The sequence below is a fragment of the Maribacter dokdonensis DSW-8 genome (assembly GCF_001447995.1).
Taxonomy (GTDB): domain Bacteria; phylum Bacteroidota; class Bacteroidia; order Flavobacteriales; family Flavobacteriaceae; genus Maribacter; species Maribacter dokdonensis.
In genome coordinates this window covers 135734-151045 of sequence record NZ_LDPE01000006.1, presented here as the reverse complement: position 1 = coordinate 151045, position 15312 = coordinate 135734, and the positions used below count along the sequence as shown (strand labels likewise).

At 35.5% G+C, this 15312-nt stretch carries 14 protein-coding genes and 1 other RNA gene; 4 read left to right on the top strand and 11 right to left on the bottom strand.

Features of this window, described 5'->3' with window-relative positions; all coding sequences use genetic code 11:
• The 7 genes from I600_RS17155 to I600_RS17125 all read right to left on the bottom strand — a co-directional run.
• Positions 1-2498, bottom strand: a 2498-nt coding sequence (locus I600_RS17155; RefSeq protein WP_209439209.1) for a PQQ-dependent sugar dehydrogenase, incomplete at its 3' end; no start/stop codon positions are given.
• Between the two features lie 270 nt (positions 2499-2768).
• Positions 2769-3299, bottom strand: coding sequence for a 1-acyl-sn-glycerol-3-phosphate acyltransferase (locus tag I600_RS17150; RefSeq protein ID WP_058105790.1), 531 nt, complete (start codon positions 3297-3299; stop codon positions 2769-2771).
• A 70-nt stretch (positions 3300-3369) separates the two neighbouring features.
• Complete coding sequence (locus I600_RS17145) at positions 3370-4479, bottom strand: iron-containing alcohol dehydrogenase family protein (protein ID WP_058105804.1); 1110 nt, start codon at positions 4477-4479, stop codon at positions 3370-3372.
• Positions 4480-4502: 23 nt separating this feature from the next.
• The gene (locus I600_RS17140) at positions 4503-5201 is read right to left on the bottom strand and encodes an HAD family hydrolase (RefSeq protein ID WP_058105789.1); all 699 of its coding nucleotides are present in this window, start codon (positions 5199-5201) and stop codon (positions 4503-4505) included.
• On the bottom strand, positions 5192-5905 hold the full coding sequence (gene kdsB / locus I600_RS17135) for a 3-deoxy-manno-octulosonate cytidylyltransferase (protein ID WP_209439210.1): 714 nt from the start codon (positions 5903-5905) through the stop codon (positions 5192-5194). Before kdsB ends, I600_RS17140 begins: the two co-directional genes overlap by 10 nt.
• 26 nt (positions 5906-5931) lie before the next feature.
• Positions 5932-6501, bottom strand: coding sequence for a DUF4126 domain-containing protein (locus I600_RS17130; RefSeq protein WP_058105787.1), 570 nt, complete (start codon positions 6499-6501; stop codon positions 5932-5934).
• A 61-nt stretch (positions 6502-6562) separates the two neighbouring features.
• Positions 6563-7996 (bottom strand): ATP-dependent DNA helicase, encoded by a 1434-nt coding sequence (locus I600_RS17125; protein WP_058105786.1) that lies wholly within the window; start codon positions 7994-7996, stop codon positions 6563-6565.
• A 101-nt stretch (positions 7997-8097) separates the two neighbouring features.
• Here I600_RS17125 and I600_RS17120 point away from each other — a divergent pair, with 101 nt between their 5' ends.
• Genes I600_RS17120 through I600_RS17110 form a run of 3 tightly spaced genes read left to right on the top strand, consistent with a single transcriptional unit; the run spans position 8098 to position 10098 of the window.
• Entirely contained in the window at positions 8098-8748 is a 651-nt protein-coding gene (locus tag I600_RS17120; RefSeq protein WP_058105785.1) for a hypothetical protein, read from the top strand.
• Positions 8726-9562 carry a DUF3822 family protein gene (locus tag I600_RS17115; RefSeq protein WP_058105784.1) on the top strand — a complete coding sequence of 279 codons (837 nt, stop codon included), beginning with the start codon at positions 8726-8728 and terminating at the stop codon, positions 9560-9562. Before I600_RS17120 ends, I600_RS17115 begins: the two co-directional genes overlap by 23 nt.
• Positions 9562-10098 carry an RsmD family RNA methyltransferase gene (locus I600_RS17110; protein ID WP_058105783.1) on the top strand — a complete coding sequence of 179 codons (537 nt, stop codon included), beginning with the start codon at positions 9562-9564 and terminating at the stop codon, positions 10096-10098. Before I600_RS17115 ends, I600_RS17110 begins: the two co-directional genes overlap by 1 nt.
• A gap of 5 nt (positions 10099-10103) precedes the next feature.
• On the opposite strand, the gene rnpB is transcribed toward I600_RS17110, so the two are convergent.
• Positions 10104-10412: RNase P RNA component class A (gene rnpB / locus I600_RS17160), an RNA gene on the bottom strand.
• Between the two features lie 109 nt (positions 10413-10521).
• Here rnpB and I600_RS17105 point away from each other — a divergent pair.
• Positions 10522-12393, top strand: coding sequence for a DNA polymerase III subunit gamma/tau (locus tag I600_RS17105; protein ID WP_058105782.1), 1872 nt, complete (start codon positions 10522-10524; stop codon positions 12391-12393).
• Here I600_RS17105 and I600_RS17100 read toward each other — a convergent pair.
• From I600_RS17100 to eboE, 3 genes are read right to left on the bottom strand one after another with little or no spacing between them, the layout of a single operon-like run.
• On the bottom strand, positions 12388-12735 hold the full coding sequence (locus I600_RS17100; protein ID WP_058105781.1) for a transmembrane 220 family protein: 348 nt from the start codon (positions 12733-12735) through the stop codon (positions 12388-12390). The genes I600_RS17105 and I600_RS17100 overlap by 6 nt on opposite strands.
• A 6-nt stretch (positions 12736-12741) precedes the next feature.
• Positions 12742-14115 carry an alkaline phosphatase family protein gene (locus tag I600_RS17095; RefSeq protein WP_058105780.1) on the bottom strand — a complete coding sequence of 458 codons (1374 nt, stop codon included), beginning with the start codon at positions 14113-14115 and terminating at the stop codon, positions 12742-12744.
• Position 14116: 1 nt separating this feature from the next.
• Entirely contained in the window at positions 14117-15310 is a 1194-nt protein-coding gene (eboE, locus tag I600_RS17090; protein ID WP_058105779.1) for a metabolite traffic protein EboE, read from the bottom strand.
• Positions 15311-15312 lie beyond the last annotated feature (2 nt).

Below are 15312 nucleotides of genomic sequence, written 5' to 3'. Positions count from 1 at the left end.
CCCCGACCTCCATTGACACTTCCTCCAAGGACGGCATCATCCAACAGTGCTAGGTTGACCTCGGGATCTGGTTCGTTGTAACCATCTGTATTTGGTTCAACATTTAGTTGATCAATCCATTCTTTTAATAACGCTACTCCTTTTTCATCAATCTTACCCTTAGCTATAGGAGGCATCATTATACCCGAATCTGTACTGTTTACCCGATAAAAAACATGTGATTTTGCAGCATTACCCGGATATAAAATTTTTTGATCATTTCCAATACCTTCAACAACTTCACCTATACCAGCAGTTAAAAGACCAGTTTCCTCCAAGGAATTTATTAACCTTAAGTCAAATTCTGCTCGCAGTCCATTCGATGGCAAATGGCAATAAGCACAGTTCAAATCTAAATATGAACGAGCTTTATCTTCTAAGGTTGCGTTGGGATCATCGATGGAGGTATAGGTCAAAAAATCTTGTGTATCAGAATCAAAAATTTGTTCATTTAAAATTCCTAAATGACTCAAAGTAACTAATTGATTTGCTACCATTCCTCCACTAATATGGGTTGAGTAATCATAATCACTATTTAAATACCTTGTTCTTGGACCTAAAGTACCTTGAGAAGATTCATTATGACAGTTTAAACATTCATTTGTCGAAGGATAGCGCCAAATTTCCGTACGTATTCCTCCATCAGTTTTAAGAATACCTATTGGTCGTTCTTCACCTGTAGTCATATTCACAAGGCTTGCATCGGTCTGATCGGAGTTCCATCTATAGGATAAAAAAGTCCAATTATCATCACTATTTTTTATAGAAAATCGCGTTTCTATTTTAATTGTAATATCTGGATTATTTTCATTAGTAGGATAATCAAAATGTTTAACCAAAACAGAACCTACAGGAAAAATCCAATTTCCATTTTCCGAATATTGAATTTGTTCTTCCTCCGAATCATAGGTTCCATCATTAGGCAATGCCATCCAACGTTTCTTTACTGCGCCATCAGACCAAAATGCATCAATCGTTTCGTAAGGAACAAATCCATTGGTCACTTTTAGGTTATTCATATCTGTAAAAACTCCCGTTTCAGAAAGTAACTGTGGCGCGCCAGATGACAATAAAGGGGCTACAAAACGCAATAATTGTACATTGTTACCCTGTAGTAAATAATATATGTTACCGTCTGACCCTTCGCCAAAAGAAATCGGTCTTTTGGGCAATGTACCTAAGGTTACATGGCTACCATTATTAATATCAACAGAAAAAATTTTCTGTGTAAGCCAATCAGCGGAAATATATTTTCCATTATAGGACGTAAATTCAGACCCACGATACACCTGACCTCCTATTATTGATTTAGCATCATCCCTACTAAATGAAGTCAAAGGAACTTCATGTTCCATATTATTCAGCATTTGAATATTACATTGATTAAAAGGACCCGCAATTTCTCCTTCCCAAACAGGCCAACCATAATTTTTCCCTTTAGCAACAATATTTATTTCATCATGAGTGCTTTGCCCAACTTCACCTATAAACAACTTGCCTGTTTGAGAGTCTTTACTCATTCTATGAGGGCTTCGGTTACCTACCGTATAATATTCCTCAAAATTATCACCTGAAGTACTAACGAAGGGATTGTCATTAGGTATCCAATATAGCCTACCCGTAAATTCATCAGACTCACCAGCATCTTCAGGCATTACCCTATTTGGTGGATGACTCCTATCTGAATTCATATCCACATCTATACGCAATACACCTCCATCCAAATTATCAACAATATTTTGTGCATTTACAGCCCTACCTTGCTCTCCTGTGGCTATATAAAGAAAACCGTCATCACCAAATTCCATTGCACCACCTCTATGAGTAGTATTCAACATTCGACGACGCATCATACGCACTCTAGAATCTAAAATGAATGACATATTCGACGGATTCACTTCGAAGCGATCTAAATGAATGTAATTTCCATGAAAATTGGATAAATCACAACCAAACGTTCCATTACCACCACTATTTAAAGTCTCATCACCTGTCTCCGATTCCGTGGTATAATAAATATATATGTAGTTTTTACCTTGTGTGCCAAATTCCGGATGAATTTCCAATCCCAATAGGCCTCCATCCCAAACTTCAATATTTGGTGAAACGGCATCACCAATTTCATTAGAAAAATCAACTAATAAGTTCTTATTTGGAACTGCTTGGTTATCTTCCATCCAATAAATCTTTCCATCGAGCTGCCCGACAATTACTCTAGTTTGACCGGGCACGATAGAGTATGTTAATGGCCAATCGAATCTTATATTTGGATAGGCAATTTCATAAGGATCTTGATCAAGATCAACGTCTGGAAAGTTTCCATTAACAAATGATCCGATTGGCTGTACATCGCTATAACCTGGTCCAAAAAACATAGAACCAAAACTCAAGGACACTGAAATTACTGCAAAACCAGCAGCTATTTTTAACCAACTACTTACCCCCTTTTTTATTTTCATTTAGATATATTTAAAGAGATATCCATCAACAAAACTTATTGTCAACAAACATCATATGAGACATTAAAAAGTAGGGGAAAGTCAATTAATCAATTGACCCAATTAAAATTACAACAGTATTAGATTAACGAAAAATTAACATCTTAATACCAGATGAAAGACTAAAAAAATCGATAAACGACAACATTATTAGTAGTTATAAGGAAAGTATTATCCTAATTAATAAACAGAGCATTACTTACATTAGCATTCCAAAGTTTTTAATAACATTTATACATACTTCCCCTCCACCCCATCAAAAAAAGCGTGATACTGTTTAAAATCAGCTTCTTTATCCTCTGTGGGTGTCATCGGACCTGAAAGTTTTATCTCTTTCTTACCATAATCAAAAGCAACTAAAACGATAGGCACATTTGCAGTTTTGGCTATATAATAAAAGCCAGTCTTCCATTTTTCAACTTTTTTTCGGGTGCCTTCCGGAGATAGTGCCAATCTAAATTTTTTCCGTTCACTAAATATATGTGCTGTTGCCTTCACAGTATCACTATTTTTTGTGCGATCAATTGGCGCACCACCTGTCCACCTAAAAAACCAACCGAAAGGAGCTTTAAACAGACTCTTCTTACCTACATAGTTTATCTCTTCTTGCCAAACCGCTCGTATCAACAACCCCAATAAAAAATCCCACCAACTGGTGTGTGGCACTACGATGGCGACAAACTTATCTAAATGTGATGGAAAAACTCCATTTAGCTTCCACCCTAATAATTTAAAATAAATGAATTTTGCTATTTGCTGCATATTACTTGGGTATTGACCTGCCTATTTGGCAAAGCCTCATATTATAATGTAAGAGGTAATTTAAATGAGACTATATTTTTTGATAAATAGCCTTAAGCTTTTCTGGGGTGATAATAGTTTTCCACTGCGCTCCTAGGGCATTTTCCCAAAGTGGCGCCATACCTAAAGCAACCGTAACCATTGTATTCATTTCCGAATCAGTCAATTTAGAGCAAATTCCTTTTGGTAATACTATATTATGCTTTTCCAACATTGCATTGAACAACTGTACTCCTTCAGGATAAAACTCTTCTAAATATTGAAAAACCAAGCAATTTCCTATTCCGTGCTTTACTCCTAAAACATAACCTAGACCATAACTCATGGCATGTGCAACGCCTACTTGGGAATAAGCTATACTCATACCACCATGCCACGATGCCATCATTAATTTTTCTCTACTATCGGATGCTTCGATATCTTTTAAAAACACTTCTTTGCAAAGTTCTAAAGACTTTTCGCCATAGCTTTTACTAAATGCATTTAAAAAAGTACCATTAAGTGATTCTATACAATGAATAAAGCAATCCATCCCTGTATAAAACCATTGCTCCTTAGGAATACCTACGGTTAAATCCGGATCTAGAATTACTTGATCAAAAGTGGTGTAATCTGAATTGATTCCCAACTTCTTTTCGGGGCCCATTAAAACCGTAGTTCTTGAAACTTCAGCTCCTGTACCACTAATTGTGGGAATACCTACATGATAGATTGATTGCTTATTCACCAAATCCCACCCTTGATAATCTGATGCACTCCCTTTATTAGTGAGCATAATCGCTACAGCCTTTGCCAAATCCAAAAGTGTACCGCCCCCAATACCTATAATACCGGAAGGAAGCTCTGTAAACTTTTCCTTAATCATAGAAACCAATGCATCTACTTGCTCTGTTTTTGGTTCTTCATTGGCTGAAATAAGAATAATTTGATCACAAAATATACTAGGTATTCTATTAATCAATTCTGTATTTTCAAAAACATCATCAACCAAATATATCATTGGTGCTTCAGAATGTTTTCTCTTTGGCATCAAAATATCTCCAAGAGTATCAAAACTACCTACACCATAGACCACTCTAGGTACCATAGGAAAATTACGGAATTCTTGTGATGCTTTGGTCGGTATATTGCTCTTTGCCATCTGTTTGTTCACCTGCATTTTCATTAAACGTATTTCAGTACATCGGTCAAAGTAGACATTGTCATATAACCATTATTATCTACAACCTCCGTTACTTCTTCATGCTGCCATGTGGTATGAAAAGGTATATGAACCGCTCTTGCTCCAATATTCACAAGTGGCAATACGTCTGACTTTAAAGAGTTTCCGATCATTAAAAACTCGTCCGGTTCTATTTGTAAGTGCTCTAATAAATCACTATAGTTTTTCTCTTTCTTATCACTTAATACTTCTACATGGTGAAAATATTCTGATAAACCTGACCGCTCCAATTTACGCTCTTGATCCAAGAGATCACCTTTGGTCAGTACAATTAAACGATATTTGTCCTTTAAACTTTGAAGTACTTCTTCCACCCCTTCTAATAATTCAACGGGTTGTGTTATCATTTCTTTACCTAAATCCAAAAGTGCTCTTACCGTTTTAGGAGCAACTTGATTATTTGAAAGCTCCAACGCACATTCGATCATAGAAAGTACAAATCCTTTTATGCCGTAACCGTAAAGGTCCAAATTTTTAATCTCAGTTCTAAAAAGCTCTTGATCTATTTTATTCTTAGTTTCATACTTCTCTAAAAGATCGCCAAATTTATCTTCAGTATCCCTAAAATAAGTTTCGTTTACCCATAGGGTATCATCTGCATCAAAACCAATTACATTAATTCCATCAAAATTTATTTCCATGCCTTCTGCGCTTTCTTTAAGTCTTCAGGTGTATCTATTTCTATGCCCTGAACATTGGTTTCTACCATTTTTATTTTTTTACCATATTCCAAATAACGTATAGCCTCAATTTTTTCGGTAGCCTCTAATTGAAGCATTGGCAGTCGTTGAAAATCCATCAAAGCACTTTTTCTAAAAGCGTAAATACCTTTGTGCTTATAATAGACAGTATCCTTGTTTTTTGCTCTTGGATAAGGTATTGGCGATCTTGAAAAATACAGTGCAAAATCCCTATTATCTACGATTACCTTTACCGTATTTGGATTATTAATTTCCTCCTCATCTGTGATTTTAACCATTAACGATGCTAAGTCAATTTCTTTATGAACGTCATCTTCAAACACCTGTATTACACCCTCAAGACTTTCACGATCTGTAAATGGTTCATCGCCTTGTACATTTACAATAATATCAACGTCCATTTGCATTACTGCCTCGGCAATACGATCGCTGCCACAATCATGTTCCTTAACACTCATGATAGCCAAACCACCTTCCCTTACAATGGTATCATAAATAACCTGGCTATCGGTAACCACATAAACTTCATCAAAAAGCTTTGTATGTACTGCAGCTTGGTAAGTTCTTAAAATGACCGGTTTGCCAGCCAAATCCTGCATTAATTTTGCAGGAAATCTCGATGCCGCATAGCGGGCAGGAATCATTGCTATTTTTTTCAACTAAATATATTTTAAGTATTAGCCTTTGGTCGTAATTTTCTGTAAATCCTAAAAATGATCACTAATATGATAATGACCAAAACGGCTGCTAATATAGGTGCAAATATCGAGGCAACGGACACTACTGCGGCAGTACCTGTTTCAACGGTAGTAATTACCGGGTTGGCCAGACCTCCGGTGGTAGCTGTGGATGCCAATCTCCCCGTGGCACCAGCACCCTTAATTGCTGTTGCGGTACCACCGCCCGCAATAATTGCCAATGACCACGTTATTACGGGATCTAGATCAGCCACTGTAGATACCATTACGGCAGTACCCGCTATTGCTGCCAATGGTACGGCTATACTATCCAGTAAATTATCGAACCAAGGAATAAAGTAGGCAAAAATTTCAAGTAAGGTTGCCACGCCCAATGTCAATACGGCAACTAGACTACCTATCCATTGCCAATTATCATTTAGTTCCCATACTCCAAAATAAGATGCCAAACTTAATGCAAACAATGGTAAAAACACCCTGAACCCAACAGATGCTGCTAATCCTACCCCTAAAAAAATGCTTAAAATCGTATCGGTTGTCATGTTGATTTCACTATGGAAAAGACTCCTTTTCCGTGTCCATAAATACTAAAATAATCTTTTCTTAATCAAGAAAAAAATCATCTTTAAAACCTATAAGGTACAATTTATTCTTCGCTCTGGTTACCGCTGTATATAACCATCTTAAATATTCCTTATCAATACCATTTGGCAAATAAGGTTGTTCTACAAATACAGTATTCCATTGCCCACCTTGAGATTTATGGCATGTAATAGCGTATGAGAATTTAACTTGTAAACCGTTAAAGTATTTATTATTCTTTACCCCTAAAAATTTCTTATACTTTGAAGTTTCATGGGCAAAATCCTTCATTACTTCTTGATAAAGCCTATTGCCGTCTTCATAGGATAGTGAAGGAGATTCCGCTGTTATAGTATCTAACAACAATACCGTTTCAAATGGCGCCATGTTGGGGTAATCTACCATTTTCACCTTTACTTCGGCAAATTTGAAAGTATAAATTTCTTTGATATCGAATATTTCCAGTATTTCAATAATATCTCCATTAGCTATAAATCCAGCTTCAGAGCTTGGCTTTAACCAATAGTAATTATTTTTTACCACCATCATAAAATCACCAACGGCAATATCATTCTCTAGATAAAGAATACGTTCGCGTATATTCTGATTGTATAAGTTTGCTCGCTTATTTGACCTAACTATAAATGCCGTCTCCTCTTTTCCGTTTTCCGCATACGAACTATCTATGGCTTCCTGTATTTCATTGCCATCTATTAATCTTACAATATCTGTAAAGGGGTCTACATCAAATTTAAAATCTTCAAAAAAATCGCTTTGCAGTTGCTCTCGCAATAATGTAGCGTTCGCCAATATACCAGAATCTCCCGCTTGTCTTACCACTTCGCTTAGTTCTAACCTAACGACCTCTTTATTATAATTTAAGGAAAGTTTGTTACCATCTAACGCCGGACTCAACACCAAATGAACGGGTGGTAATTGTGCCGTATCACCTATTAGCAACAACTTGCACTTATGTCCTGAATAAACGAACATCATTAAGTCATCTAAAAGAGAACCGTTTTCAAATAACTTTGAATCTGCAGCGGTATCGGGAATCATTGAAGCCTCATCCACTATAAACAAAGTATCTCTATGTTTATTAGGTGCCAACACAAATTGAACTCCACCACCACTTTGCTTTTTCGGGAAATATATTTTTCTGTGAATGGTAAATGCCTGCGTATTCGAATAGTTGGACATCACTTTTGCAGCCCTACCAGTAGGAGCCATTAACACAGCTTTCTTTTGAACTTTCCACAAACTATTGACCAAAGTGCCAATTAAAGTAGTTTTTCCGGTACCGGCATAGCCTTTTAATAAAAAAACTTCATCTTTAACTGTTGACAGTGTGAATTCTGCCAATTTTTGCAAAGCCACTGATTGTGTGGCAGTTGGTGAATGAGGAAATTTGTTTTCTAGTATAGTATAGAAAGAAGCGGGTGTTATTGGTTTCATGAGCCCCCAAAGATAAAGATGATTTTTAGGCTAAAAACTTTTACCATTAAAAAAAAATTGTAGATTTGTGAAGACCACTAAATAAAAATAACACATACGAAATGAAGACCGTAATACAAATTGTACTTTGGATTGGATGTATCGCTTTAGGATACTTTATTTACAACTCCATTACCGGACCAATCAAATTTAAAGAGGTAAAAGAAGAGCGTTTTGCACAAGTTATTGCTAAGCTAAAGGATATTAGAAATTCGCAAGAGGCTTACAAAACTGTTAATGGCAAGTATGCAAATGATTTCAATAGTCTTATTCGTTTTATCGATACCGGTAAATATGTAATTACACAGCAAAGAGATTCTTCATTTATGGAGTTCGATAAAGCTTACGGTATTGACATGTTAAGAGAGGTGAAAATTATTGATACATTGGGTTTTGTTTCTGTAAAAGATTCTCTTTTTAAAGCAGATACCAGATATAAAAGCTTAATGGAAGTACCTACAGCTGCAAACGGAGAAAAATTTACAATGAAATCTGCCTTTGTAGAAAAGAGTGGCTATAAAGCCCCTGTTTTTGAAGCTAAAGTTGACAAGGAAGTAGTACTATACGATCAGCCCAAAGATTTATTGGCTCGTGAAAAAGCCGCATTAAGTGTAGAAGAGGTTAATGGACCGTCTATTAAAGTAGGTTCTCTTGAAGATGTTAGCACAACTGGTAACTGGCCTGCTATTTATGACAAAAAGGAGAAGAAATAATAGCTTAAATATAGCGGATAAAAATTTTAAGAAATTGTCCATTCAGGTTAGCTTGAATGGACTTTCTTTTTGTGTGGCAGATACTGTTTCGCAAAAATTATTGCTATCTGATAGGGTTGATTTCGCATTTGAAAAAAACCCTATGGAAGCAAAGGATGAACTGCATAAATTATTTCTGAAACATGATATAGAAAATATGCAGTTTGACGAGGTGGTTACAGTTCATAGAAACACCCTCTTTGGTTTAGTTCCTAAATCATTGTTCAATGCCGATAATTTATACGAGTACTTAAAGTTCAACACCAAAATTTTGGCAAATGATATTTTGGCTTATGACGAAGTTGAAAATCACGATCTAGTAATTGTATATGTGCCTTACGTAAATATCAACAATTATATTTATGATCTTTTCGGTGAATTCCACTATATGCATAATGGCACGGTACTGCTACAATCTTTAATGAACAACCAAACACAAAACCAAGAAACTACATGCTTTGTACATGTTAGCAAAGATCAGCTGGACATTACGGTTTTGAACCAACGTAAATTAATGCTTTACAACAGCTTTAAATACGACACCAAAGAAGATTTTGCCTATTACCTGTTATTTGTTTTAGAACAGCTGGAGTTAGACCCTAAAACAGCAATTGTAAAACTTTTTGGAGATATTGAAGAAGATGATGCAACTTTTAAATTATGTTACAATTATATACAACATATTAGCATTTTCGCTCCCTCAACCCAACAATTAATAAAACTTGGAGAACCATCTTCCAGTTCTATAGACTTCACGCTCATTAATACTATATAATGCGAATAATTTCAGGAAAGCACAAAGGTCGTAACTTAATAGCCCCTAAAAAATTACCTGTAAGACCTACCAAAGACATGGCCAAAGAAAGCTTGTTCAATATTTTGAACAATTCTTACTACTTTCCTGATTTGAAGGTTTTAGATCTTTTTACCGGTACCGGAAACATCAGTTACGAGTTTTCATCTAGAGGCGTAGATGATGTACTTGCCGTTGATGCCCATGGTGGTTGTATAGATTTTATAGACAAGACGGTTTCCCTATTAGATATGAACATTAGAACTTTAAAGAGCGATGTCTTTAGTTTTTTACAGCGAAATACCGAAAAATTCGATATCATCTTTGCCGATCCATTTTACGATATGGAATTTACCGATTTTGAAAAATTACCTCAGTTGGTCTTTGAAAACGACCTTTTATTAGAAGACGGTGTATTAATTATTGAACACTCTAACCGCACCAGCTTAGCAGAATTACCTTTCTACAAAAACTCACGAAAATATGGTGGTAGTGTTTTTAGTTTTTTTGAAAAATAACAAAATAAAAAAGCAGACCATAAGCCGGATTCTGTATCCTAAAATCATTAGAACTCCTTATCATTTATCTAGGTAAAGGGTTACCCCAGTACTCTAACCGCCTACCCTTCGGCTTGGGCGTGCAGCCCTTAAACACCGATTTACATGACGTTTCACCGTATAGAGTTTACCTGGTTTCACTACAGCCTAACTGTACTTGCTTTCTGTTGCACTTGTCCTCGCTTTTCAACGGACGGGCGTTACCCGCTATACTGCACTATGGTGTCCGGACTTTCCTCTCCCAATTGCTTGGCAGCGATAAGGCGGTCTGCTTTGCGCAAATGTACTGCAATTGTTGATAACTAAAGATGATCTGTAACCTTAATTCTCGTAAGTATTCCAAGCTATATTTATATTTGTAATAGAATAAACGAGAGTAGCATTTTGGAACCTTTTATCGTATCGGCACGTAAGTATAGACCTCAAACATTTAAAGATGTTGTAGGTCAACAATCTATAACCAATACTTTACAAAATGCCATTGACCAAAATCATTTAGCTCAAGCGCTTTTATTCTGTGGTCCTAGAGGTGTAGGTAAAACAACTTGCGCACGTATTTTGGCAAAGCAAATAAATTCTGATGGCACAGAACAGGAGAATGAAGATTTTGCTTTCAATATTTTTGAGTTGGATGCCGCTTCCAACAACTCTGTGGACGATATTAGAAATTTAATTGACCAAGTACGCATACCGCCACAAGTAGGTAAATACAAAGTTTATATCATTGATGAGGTGCATATGCTATCTCAATCGGCTTTTAATGCTTTTCTTAAAACATTAGAAGAACCGCCAAAGCATGCTATTTTTATACTAGCAACCACAGAAAAGCATAAAATTATACCTACTATTCTTTCTAGATGTCAAATATTCGATTTCAAAAGAATTACGGTTAAAGATGCCGCTGAATACTTAAAATATATAGCAGAAAATCAAGGAATAAATGCGGAAGATGATGCACTACATATTATAGCCCAAAAAGCTGATGGTGCCATGAGAGATGCCTTGTCCATTTTTGATAGAGTGGTTAGCTTTTCTGGATCTAATTTAACACGTAAAGCAGTTACAGAAAACTTGAACGTTTTAGATTACGATACTTATTTTGAAGCCACTGATCTAATATTGGAACATAAGATTCCAAATCTACTTTTACTTTTTAATAAAACATTGTCTTTAGGTTTTGACGGACACCATTTTATATCTGGTTTAGCATCTCATTTTAGAGATTTGATGGTATGTCAACACCCAGACACTATTACTTTATTAGAGGTAGGCGAAGAAGCCCAACAATTATATAGAGAACAAAGTAAAAGGACATCTCCTTCCTTTTTATTACAAGGGCTGAATATTGCAAATGATTGTGATTTAAAGTACAAAACAAGTAAAAATCAACGCCTTCTAGTTGAATTGACACTTATGAAACTTGCCTCTATCGATTTTGATGGAGAAAAAAAAAATCCTGAATCAGTAGCACTTCAAAATAAGACCATTGATTTTATTGCTCCTTCAGTATTTTACAAACAGATTCCAAAAGTTGCTAGTTCTTCAAACCAGACTATAGAGAAACCTGTTGAAAATAATAATACCGAAACGGTAAGCACCAAAGCAGAACCGGCAAAAGATAGTATTTCTTCTGAAACAAAAACAGCGGCTACTACTGATCACACTAGTACAGAAGAAACTAATGTAGTTTCAAACCCACAAGTTAAATTAGAAGAAAAGAAACCGGAGCCACTTAATACGCCGGAAACGAACGATATAAAGGATGATAAAAAGATTAAAATCAATCGTCCCACCAAAAGGGTATCAGGTCTTTCAATTAAAAGTCTAAACGCCAAAAAACAGCACGAACTCAACAGAATTGAGGTTGTTATCGATGAAAAAAATCTACCAAGAGAAAATTTTACCGAAGAAGATTTACGCAAGCATTGGGCTGATTTTATAGAAATTATAGATAAAAAAGGGCAGAAAATTTTAGCATCAAACTTACACACCGATGTCCCAAAACTTAAGGAAGATTTTAAAATTCATATTGAGCTTCCTAACAGTACAATGAAAAAGGAGATTGAGCGCGAACAGTTTGAGCTAATGGAATATTTACGTGCCAAATTAAACAATCACTTCGTACACCTAGACATTACGGTGAATGAAACAACGGCAAAGAAATTTGCATTTACTCCTGAAGAAAAATACGAAAAACTAAGAGAGAAAAACCCTGTGATTGATTTATTGAGACAAGAGTTCGATTTAGATCTATAGCGTTCTCTTTATTCTAAAAGCGAATACTAAAAGAACTACCGAAATTATCAATAACCCAAAAGCTTCCCTTCCCAATTCAACTGTTTTAATATCTCCATCATTTAAATCAAAACCTTGAAAATCTGACGGATACAAATAAACAAAACCTATAAAAGCAAACACCCCCAATACCAGCGGCACAACAAATTTAACTTTTTTCAATGCAAATAACAACGACACTAAGGCCGCTATACCATACACGATGATCCAATGTAAAGAATCTGGATCATTGTACTGTAACACTGCGCCTATCGCAAATAAAATTGCAAATACAAATCCTAATGTTTTAAATAATACATTCATCTAAATTCAGTTTAATAGGTGATCTTCAATAAGATCACGTACCTGTATTGCACTAATAGTTTGATTCTTCTTACCAAAGCTATGATTACTTATAAAAATTGGATAGTCTTCAACGTCTTCTGTTATACGACCATGAGAACCCTTTATTAAAGTGGCATCTATTGGTATAATATCCATTACCGTTCTAAAGCCCATTTTTTTCTTTATGAGCTTTCCAACAACTTTTGCCATAACCAACTTATCTTTTGGATCGGTCATCATTTCAACAGGGTCATACCCCGGTTTTTTATGAATATCTACCATTCTGGCATAGTCAGGTGCCTTGGCATCATCCAACCAAAAATAATAAGTAAACCATGAGTCTTTATCTGCTACTACTACAATATCACCACAGCGGTCGTGATCAATATAGTAGTCCTTTAAATCTTCACCATATAACACTTTCTCTACACCTTCAACTGCTTTTATCAATGTAGCTACCTTATCAATATCCTTGTCATTTTTACAATACACATGGGCAATTTGATGGTCTGCAACAGCAAAAGCATCACTTTGACCAGCATCTAAAAGCTCCAGTCCACGCTCCTCACGTATAGCTATATATCCTTCTTTTCTTAATATTCTATTGAGATGAATTGGCTTGTTTACATTTGTAATTCCATACTCGGAAAGAAGTATTACCCTGGCATCTAAAGACTCATAATGTTGTACCAATTGTTTTACTACAGCATCTATTTCATTTAAATCTTTAGAAATTATTTTAAAATCAAGACCATAACGTTGTAAATTGTAATCTAAATGGGGTAAATAAATCAATGTTAGATCAGGATTATGTTTCTTATCCGTCAACAAAGCTGCATTTGCAATCCATTTAGATGAGTTGATGGTAGTTTTTGGTCCCCAAAATTCAAAAAGCGGAAATGTCCCTAATGTACTTTGCATTTCATCCCTTAATTCAGCAGGATATGAATATACATCTGGAATTTTTCTGCCATCTGCCAAATAATTAGGCCTTGGTGTAAGACTAAAATCCACGTTGCTATACATATTGTACCACCAAAAATGGTTGGCACAGGTAAAATTGGGATATTTTTCTTTGAGATCGTCCCATATTTTTGGTTGTTCTACCAGTTTGTTAGACTGTCTCCAAAACTTTACTTCACACTCATCTTTAAAATACCAACCATTACCAACTATACCATGTTCAGATGGCCATTTACCGGTTACATAGGTAGATTGAACAGCACATGTAACGGCAGGTAGCACAGGCTCTATGTATAATGCCTGCCCTCTCTCTAAAAATGATTTTATAAACGGTGTATGTTCACCTATCAATCGTTTTGTTAACCCAACTACATTAATGACAACCGTTTTCTTCATATTACATGTGTGATTTAAGCCACTCTAGTTCTCGTATTATTGACACTGATAAATCCTGTTTTAAATCTGTTGGGAGTACATCCCATGTATAAGTCTCTACCTCTAAATGCTCTGAAATTGGGTCTTCTTTAATATATGCTATTGTTTTTAGAATATGATCTTGTGTAGAAAACAGTTCACCATATTTTTCCAAGAATATAGGCACGTGATAATGGGCCCTTAGTTCTTCATGAGTTCTATCCCCTTCCAATACCAAAGGTAAATCACTATAAGTCTTAACCTTTCCGTCTAATTTTTCGGTTACCTGATGTAAATAGGTAGGCTCATTAAATTGTGAAAGTTCTTCCCAAATTCGTTCATCATTGGTACCGTTAAAAATAATTTTTAACGCTGCACTTACTTGAATTTTACCAACTTTTATACTATTTGCCTTGAACTTGGCAAACGTATCGGTAGGTTCTTCATAAGCCAATGAAAAATGGCAAACATCATAACAAACCGTAATATATTTTTTAATTATAGTTTCTGCCTCATCTGCATTTAAACCTAATTCCTGCTTAAAATAAGCTCTACCTATAGGAACCAAGTAATCCGAATAAAACAACAAAACCTCATCGCTATTTTCTAGCAAACCATCTGGTTCAGGTTCAATATCCAAATGCAAATAGTTTCCTGTAGCTTGTTCAATTTTGAACAATTGCTTGGCAACTTCAAGCATATTCTTAGCACCGGCTTCAAATGCATTTTTTGTTTCCAAAAGGGTCTTATGCCAGTATTTATATGTGATTGGAGATGTTGAAATTCCGCCATTCAATCCCGCGGGAATTAATTCTGAAAGTTGACGAAACAATCTTTTGGTATAATTTAAGCGGTCATCTGTAGTCCAGTCTGGCGCATGTACCAAATCTTTTACACGCTCGTCATGAAAATTTCCATAAGGAAAACCATTCATGGTAAACACGTACAAATCATTATCATTTAACCACTTTTTAAAGTCGGTCAAATTACTGCCCATGTCAAGCTCTTCGCTGGCTTTATTTGATAGGCGCAGTCCTAAACCAAAAGCTTGATTCTTTGAAACTTCATTTTTTATACCAAGCACATGACGCTTAATACTTTCAAAAGTATTTTTCCAATCTTGCCCAGGGTGAATATTTGTACAATATGTTAGGTGAAGGTTTTTTTTCAGTTGCATTG

Bases quoted from the DNA above. Each gene is read 5' to 3' on its own strand.
- I600_RS17125 (WP_058105786.1), bottom strand. From the start codon at position 7,996: ATGAAACCAATAACACCCGCTTCTTTCTATACTATACTAGAAAACAAA.
- I600_RS17150 (WP_058105790.1), bottom strand. From the start codon at position 3,299: ATGCAGCAAATAGCAAAATTCATTTATTTTAAATTATTAGGGTGGAAG.
- I600_RS17130 (WP_058105787.1), bottom strand. From the start codon at position 6,501: ATGACAACCGATACGATTTTAAGCATTTTTTTAGGGGTAGGATTAGCA.
- I600_RS17115 (WP_058105784.1), top strand. From the start codon at position 8,726: ATGACAAAAAGGAGAAGAAATAATAGCTTAAATATAGCGGATAAAAAT.
- I600_RS17100 (WP_058105781.1), bottom strand. From the start codon at position 12,735: ATGAATGTATTATTTAAAACATTAGGATTTGTATTTGCAATTTTATTT.
- I600_RS17140 (WP_058105789.1), bottom strand. From the start codon at position 5,201: ATGGAAATAAATTTTGATGGAATTAATGTAATTGGTTTTGATGCAGAT.
- I600_RS17120 (WP_058105785.1), top strand. From the start codon at position 8,098: ATGAAGACCGTAATACAAATTGTACTTTGGATTGGATGTATCGCTTTA.
- I600_RS17110 (WP_058105783.1), top strand. From the start codon at position 9,562: ATGCGAATAATTTCAGGAAAGCACAAAGGTCGTAACTTAATAGCCCCT.
- I600_RS17145 (WP_058105804.1), bottom strand. From the start codon at position 4,479: ATGGCAAAGAGCAATATACCGACCAAAGCATCACAAGAATTCCGTAAT.
- I600_RS17095 (WP_058105780.1), bottom strand. From the start codon at position 14,115: ATGAAGAAAACGGTTGTCATTAATGTAGTTGGGTTAACAAAACGATTG.
- eboE (WP_058105779.1), bottom strand. From the start codon at position 15,310: ATGCAACTGAAAAAAAACCTTCACCTAACATATTGTACAAATATTCAC.
- kdsB (WP_209439210.1), bottom strand. From the start codon at position 5,905: ATGATTCCTGCCCGCTATGCGGCATCGAGATTTCCTGCAAAATTAATG.